This window comes from Campylobacter sp. BCW_6465 (genome assembly GCF_001762815.1).
In the GTDB taxonomy this organism is placed as follows: domain Bacteria; phylum Campylobacterota; class Campylobacteria; order Campylobacterales; family Campylobacteraceae; genus Campylobacter_D; species Campylobacter_D jejuni.
Map to the genome: position 1 here is coordinate 1 of NZ_MJXN01000065.1, position 6,677 is coordinate 6,677.

At 27.6% G+C, this 6,677-nt stretch carries 6 protein-coding genes; all 6 read right to left on the minus strand.

The genetic code is table 11. The features are described from left to right. Positions 1–12: 12 nt before the first annotated feature. The gene (locus tag AJ886_RS03865) at positions 13–1,089 is read right to left on the minus strand and encodes a TNT domain-containing protein (protein WP_186820741.1); all 1,077 of its coding nucleotides are present in this window, start codon (positions 1,087–1,089) and stop codon (positions 13–15) included. Beyond that, on the minus strand, positions 1,082–2,332 hold the full coding sequence (locus tag AJ886_RS03870; protein WP_070287146.1) for a hypothetical protein: 1,251 nt from the start codon (positions 2,330–2,332) through the stop codon (positions 1,082–1,084). Before AJ886_RS03870 ends, AJ886_RS03865 begins: the two co-directional genes overlap by 8 nt. A gap of 77 nt (positions 2,333–2,409) precedes the next feature. After that, the gene (locus AJ886_RS03875) at positions 2,410–3,102 is read right to left on the minus strand and encodes a DUF4276 family protein (RefSeq protein WP_053872819.1); all 693 of its coding nucleotides are present in this window, start codon (positions 3,100–3,102) and stop codon (positions 2,410–2,412) included. Then, entirely contained in the window at positions 3,102–4,181 is a 1,080-nt protein-coding gene (locus tag AJ886_RS03880) for an AAA family ATPase (RefSeq protein ID WP_070287147.1), read from the minus strand. The genes AJ886_RS03875 and AJ886_RS03880 overlap by 1 nt, the downstream gene beginning before the upstream one ends. A gap of 2 nt (positions 4,182–4,183) precedes the next feature. Continuing rightward, positions 4,184–5,776: a putative toxin gene (locus tag AJ886_RS03885; protein ID WP_070287148.1), complete on the minus strand. Its 1,593-nt coding sequence runs from the start codon at positions 5,774–5,776 to the stop codon at positions 4,184–4,186. Between the two features lie 19 nt (positions 5,777–5,795). Beyond that, positions 5,796–6,665 (minus strand): ankyrin repeat domain-containing protein, encoded by an 870-nt coding sequence (locus AJ886_RS03890; protein WP_070287149.1) that lies wholly within the window; start codon positions 6,663–6,665, stop codon positions 5,796–5,798. Positions 6,666–6,677 lie beyond the last annotated feature (12 nt).

Below are 6,677 nucleotides of genomic sequence, written 5' to 3' on the forward strand. Positions count from 1 at the left end.
TATCCTTTATTATTATATTTGTTTGATAAAACCTAATTGCATTAAGTTTTCTATGGAAATAGGAAGTTTAATTTGTGTTCCTCCACCTTCTTGTTCAAAGCATGGAGATATTTTACCTATTTTTGGGGAATGGAATTTGTTTTTTTCTTTTAATGTTTTAATATCTTTTTTTAATTCTTCATTCCCACTCATTCTAACCTTTCTATCAACACTCTCCATATTAATATCTTCTAATACTTCATATCTTTTATAGGTTTTTTGCATGGCTTCATTATCTTCATAAGGCAATGATCTTTTTTCATAAGGCATCACTCCTTTTTTCTCTTTAAAAGGACAAACAAAGCCACCTGAATTATCCCCATATCTGTCTAGTTTTGCCCCTTTTTTTAGAGTGATTTCTCTTGGTTTAGGTGGAATTTTATAACCATATTTATTAGGCCAATCAATCTCCCCATCTTCAAGAATATAATCAGGACTTCTAGGTTTTGGAGTATCTTTAGGCCATATTCCATTATGTTTATAAAGATGAACTTCTTTATCACTTACCTTACCTTTTTTATTTTCATTTTCCAAATATAAAAGCATTTTTGCTTTCTCTTTGCTTTTTTGTGCCGCTCCTAATTTATCTCCTATCCCTTGCCATCTTATCCTATCATACTTAATCTTAGCAAGAGGACTAGCTTGTATTTTAGCTAAAGCAAATTTAATTTTATTCTTTTTAGGTATAGCAAATATAGGATAACCTTTTATACTCATTCCTATCAAACCCATTTGTAACACAGAATGTTTATTATTAACTTTATGATCTGAATAAGTATAAGCAAATACCAAAGCAACTTTAGTACAAGGTCCTCCAGCTACTGGAGGATTTAAACATCCACTTATACTAGCTCCTTGTATTTCATCGTGTAACATAATAGGAACATTATTATATTTTATTCTTTTAGCCTTTTTTGCTTTTAAATTGACTTTACCTCCATGTAAACATAATAAAGTATTATCTTCCAATATAGGATGCAAACAAGAAGTATCAAGAGTTACATTAATATCTTCTATTCTAGGAATAGTTATCTTTCTTTTTTTAGCCATGAAAAGTCTTGTGGGTTTTAAGTATGTTTTCTAGTTGTTCATCTTTGGCATAAAGAAGCTTTTCTTCTAAAGAGCAATCAAAATTTAAAGGAAAAGGTTTTAGGGTATTTTTACTTAGAAATTTTTCCCAAAGTATAGAATTTTCTTTTGCTGAAAACTCCCAAAAATCATCTTTATTTTTATAAACATAGTCTTTATAATCTATAAAATTTACAAAATTGATATCTATATCTTTTTGTTTAGAAAGTATGCCTTGTATGTTTTCTTCTTCTGTGTTTTTTGGAATTTTGTTGTAATTGATAAGATAATGATTAAGTCTATCTTCATTTAACTCTTGATTATCAAGTTCTTTTAAAAACTCTTTAGAATAGTAATTTAAAAAATAATTATTCGCATATTTTTCTATATGTTTTTTAAAACTTCTTTTATAAATAAGTGTATTTTGGGTGGCAGGATAAGATTTAAAAGCATTATCTTTAGAATTTAATATATAGTTATAACCCGAAAAAAAATAAGAAAAATCCATAAAAGCATAATCAGCGCTGATGCCTTTACAAAGATCTAAAAACATATTTTCAAGTTCTAAAATGATTTTATCTTCTTTGCTTAAATTTAATTCTTTTTGTATCTCATCTTGACTTTTTGGGATAAAAGTATGACTGATTCTATGATTATAATTATCAACTAGATATTTTAAGCTTTCATCACTGAAATTAAAAGTTAAATTAAGCGAAGAGTTAAAATAAACATCATATTTATTGAAATAGGGTGCTAAGTTGTCTTTATCTATAAAAGCATTGATTTGATTTTGAGAAAAATTTTCACCACTTTCATTCCAAAAAGGAAAATTAGGAGAAAGATTTTTAAGTGCTCCTATTTCGCTTAAATCATTTTCTTGATAATATCTATGTAAAATATATTTGCTTTTATCTAAACATAGCCTATCGTAAATTTGGAGATAATTTGAAGGTAGAAAATCGCACCATTCATCATTTCCATGTAAATTTATGCCTTCAAATTTATCGATACTAAAATAAGCTTTAAGTTTCTGCATAGCTTTTAAAGTATCATTTAAATGTTTGTTATAAAAACTACCTTTATTAGCTTGTTTAAATTCAAACCAATCTTGAGAATTTAAACGATTCCCTTTTAAACTCCAAGCATCAAGATATTTTTCATCGCTAAAGGTTTTTGTAGAAAAAAGGTAAAAACTTACTTGATTAGCGCTTATATTTTGTTTCATTTTAATTCCTGAAGGTGTTTGAGGTGTTTTTATTGCTATTTTTAAAAACCTTTTTCAAATTCTTGTGAAATAAATTTTTATTTTTCACTATTTTCCTTTTTGTTGCCTAAACTATGAATTTTTTCACACCATTTATTAAAATGTCGGCATTTTAATCTTATATTATCTATGCCTATTTCTTTAGCGATTCTTCCACCGTGCAAGATTTTATTATAGCTTGGAAAAGATAAAATCTTTTTTAATCTATTTGAAGGACTTGTTTCTTTACTATTATTAATAAATTCTGGATTATCGAATTCTTTGACAATGTCTTCTAGTTTATAAATAAGTTTTTTATTCCATTCAGCATCTGCTTTAATTATTTTTGTAATATCACTAAAAAGCAAACTTTCAAATTCATGTGGCTGTATATAGCTAAAAAAATTATTTGTATCACATTTTTGTTTAATTGCTTCATCAAAATCTTTTTGTATTTTTTCAACGTGTTCATATATATTTTTATTACATTGTTTTTCTTTTAAAAATCTATTATCCAATCCATAGTAATCAAACATTGTTGTCATAAAAGCTTGTGAATCTTGTTTTAATTTTTTAACGATAAAATCAACAACCCTATCATACGCAAGTCCTCCACCTTTATGTCCTTTAGATGTAGGTATTATAAGTGGAGTAAGATAAACATTAGAGTTATAAAAATACGATCCTAAAATTTCATTTATAAATTTTTCCTCACTTTGTCCTTCGCAAATCACATAACATCTTGTAATCATTATTTTGGTCTCCCGCCTATAAGATTACTTGCCCAAATTTCTCCAAGTGTATAGTCTTCAAGCCAAGCTTCTAATTTTTCATCATCCATTCTTGTAAAAGTAGATTCATCGTTTTCTTTATCTACTACTATAATATCTTGCGCTTCAAAATGGTTTATCAGTTCTACAGATTGTGAAGAAATAATGAGTTGCTTTTCTTTAGCCACTCTCTTAATAATTTCACTTAAAACCTTTAATGCATAAGGATGTAGTCCCAATTCCGGTTCATCAATAATAATCGTTCCCGACATCAACTCAAAAGGCTGAAGTAATAAAGTAGCTAAACATATAAATCTTAAAGTCCCATCAGAAAGCATATGGGATTTAAAAGGAGTATCAGGATTATTTTTATGATACCATTCTAATTGTATATTTTCATTAGTTCTAAAAATAAATCCTCCAAAGAAAGGAGCGATATCTTGTATAGTCGTTAAAATTTGTTCATAGTGATTATTGTGATTATCATGAAGCATCTTAAGATAAGCTGCTATATTTTGTGCGTCTTCTTTAAATATAAGATTGTCATTTGCATCACACATTCCCTTCATCTTGGCTGTATCGCTTGTATCATGAAAATGATAAAGTTTCCATTTTTTGATTTCATTTAGAACATGTTGTGCTACTTTTTTAGAATAACTTCGTTCTATTATATCTGAAAGATTACTTTCTAGTTGATTACTTCCTATAGGTTCTTTATAGTCTTTATAGTCTCCATCAAAGAAAATATATTCATTTAATATCATAAGCTTATTTTCACTCGTTGGAACAAAGGTAGCATGATAACCATTTTTGCCAAAAGCAAATTCAAGATATATATTTTCAGTCTTTTTTCTGCCAAAATGTAAAAAATTATCAGGTCCTTTATCTTGTGTAAAAAATTGCAAATTTTTATTAAATAAAGCATTAAGCATTTTAAATACTGAAATAAAATTACTTTTGCCCGAACCATTTGCACCTATTAAAATATTTAATTTTTTAAGCTCAAATTTGGATAAATCTTTTATAGATTTATATCCTTTGATTGTTATTTTATCTAACATCTTTATCCTTTTGCAATTCCAGAATTTTTTTGCAATTCTTGGTTTTGGTTAAAAATTTCTTCTAATTTTTCTTCATAATTTAAGTCAAATCTTTTTATCACTATTTTATTGGGTGCTACACCTTTGATATGATGTAAATACATTTCTTTAAATACTGTTTTTATACTTCTGTGTAAATGTTTATGATAAATAAAGCCATTTCTTGAACCTTGATCTCCAGCTTCTTCTGAAAAATTTCTCAAACGAGAAGTGCCAACATCTGATACTTTATACCAATTTTTATCTTTTGACCTTAAAACCTCTTTTATTGTATTTTTTTTCTTTGCCTTTGTTTCTTCATCAAATTCCTTCACCTTGTCTTTATTTTTTATCAATGCTTCATGTTCTTGAAGAGTCAATGCGCTTCCTGAAAGATTTTCTGTTAATTGTGTATAGTTATTGCATATGAAAAAATAATCAAGTTCATATTCTCTAGCAAGTTTTAATTCAAAGCTTATTTGTTCTGTCAAGCTTTGAACTTGGACATTTTTAACCTCTACCAAACTAGGAATATCATTGATGATCACTAAAAAATCAGGTATGGTGTGATTAAAACTATGAAGATTGAAATTAGCATCAATTTTTCTTTGATTGCTCAAATGGCGTGTAGATCTTTTCTTAAAAAGTAAAGAGGTGATGTATTCTCCCGCATCTCCTATAACACTGGGTGTGATTTTTTTATTCTTATTTTCTTCAAGATCTATTTTTATTTTTTCACATTCTTCAATTTTTTTATTTTGTTTGTCTATCAAGTTTTTTTTAGTTTTTTTAGAAATTTCTGATGGATCAAGTTTTTCCAATATTTTAAGTTTTAACTTGGCAGTTTTTATAAGATCTTCTATTTGTTGTTTTTTGCCACCATAAGCAGCAAAGGTTGTTTTATTATTAAGCATTTCTTTAAATTCTTCAGGTGTTTGAAACTTAAAATCATCTGGATTATTTATTTGAGCTATTTTTCTTTGAAAAGTAAGAGTTTTTTGCTTACAATTTGCTAATTCTAAAATCACAAAGCTACTATTTAAAATAGGAACAGGATCAAATTCAAAATCTTTATTATCATCTTCAGGAAGTAATCTAGGTATAAGACACCATTGAGGGTTATCACCACCATAAAAATCTTCTAAAGTTCCTTGTTCTATTTTTGCGACACCATTTTTTATAGGAATTTTTTTTATGCAATCATGTTTTTTTATGTAATTATCTTTTTTTGTATAAACATCATAAAATATATCATAGTCATAATTTTTTCTTACAAATTTTCCAACAGGAGTAGCCTTATTGTCCAACTTATCAAATTCTTTATTAATATCTTCGCTGGTGTTAAGTCCAAGCTGTGCGATTTTCTCTTCTTTTTCTTGGTTGATTTTTTTTAGATATTTTTGGGAGTTATCTTTGTTAAATTGCAGGATTTCTTCTTGTGGATTTTGATCGTTTTGAATTTTTTCTACCTCTAAATGCTCTTTTACAGGTGCATAAAAGGCAATATAACCACCGATAATATCTACACTTTCAAATTCTTTAATGTAAAATTTAACATCATGAAATTTAATTTTCAAGAAAAAATCCTCCTTTTTATTATTTTTTTATCTTTCTTCTTTCTTCATACATTTTAATTTGTTCTGGTTCCTCTAAACTTGTATCAATATTGTATTCTTTAACCAATTGTTCCCAAGTCTTAGCACCTGCTTTTTTTAAGATTGTTTTATTTTTATTTATCCCAAAAGAAATAGCCCTATCTAATGGAGTATCAGGTTCAAAATAATCAATTTTATCATCTTTAATTTCATTGATAGTGCAATTAGCAGCATTGACATCAGCTCCATATTTGATCAAAATTTCCAAACAAGTTCCAATAGGTTTTTTATCAGATGTTGCAGCTATATGTAAAAGGGTTTTTCCTGCATCGATATAACTATGTTCATGTTCTGTTTCAATCCTTCTCATATTTACATCAGCACCAAATTGTAAAGCCACTTCTAAAGAATTTACAGACTCAGGATCACCAAGCAATATCCAAGAATGCAAAGGAGTGGCACCTCGTTCATCATAAACTTCAAATTTACATCCTTTTTTAAAAAAATAATCAATCATTTTTTTATTTTTTCCACCTACTCCAATATAACTAGTAAGGGCATTTTTTCCTAAACATTCATCATCAGCTTTAAGTCCTAAACTCTCAAAATACTCCATCATTTCAAAACTTTGACTCTTATCATAAGCGATCCCTGCCCAAGCTAAAGTAGAACTAGGGCTAAAAAAAGGTATAGGATGATTACACCAATATACCTTACGACGTTTCTCTAAAAATACTTCAGGCACGGGATAATCTTTTAAAAACTCTTTCACTTCTTTAAGTTTATTATTTTTAATAAGATCAAAAAACTCCCAACCTAACTCCCTTATAGCTTCTTCATCCATAGCTTGCATTTCTTCTAAAGTTTTCATTTGTTTTTCCTT

Coding starts and splice junctions, on each gene's coding strand:
- AJ886_RS03865 (WP_186820741.1), bottom strand. CDS start 1,089: ATGGCTAAAAAAAGAAAGATAACTATTCCTAGAATAGAAGATATTAAT.
- AJ886_RS03870 (WP_070287146.1), bottom strand. CDS start 2,332: ATGAAACAAAATATAAGCGCTAATCAAGTAAGTTTTTACCTTTTTTCT.
- AJ886_RS03875 (WP_053872819.1), bottom strand. CDS start 3,102: ATGATTACAAGATGTTATGTGATTTGCGAAGGACAAAGTGAGGAAAAA.
- AJ886_RS03880 (WP_070287147.1), bottom strand. CDS start 4,181: ATGTTAGATAAAATAACAATCAAAGGATATAAATCTATAAAAGATTTA.
- AJ886_RS03890 (WP_070287149.1), bottom strand. CDS start 6,665: ATGAAAACTTTAGAAGAAATGCAAGCTATGGATGAAGAAGCTATAAGG.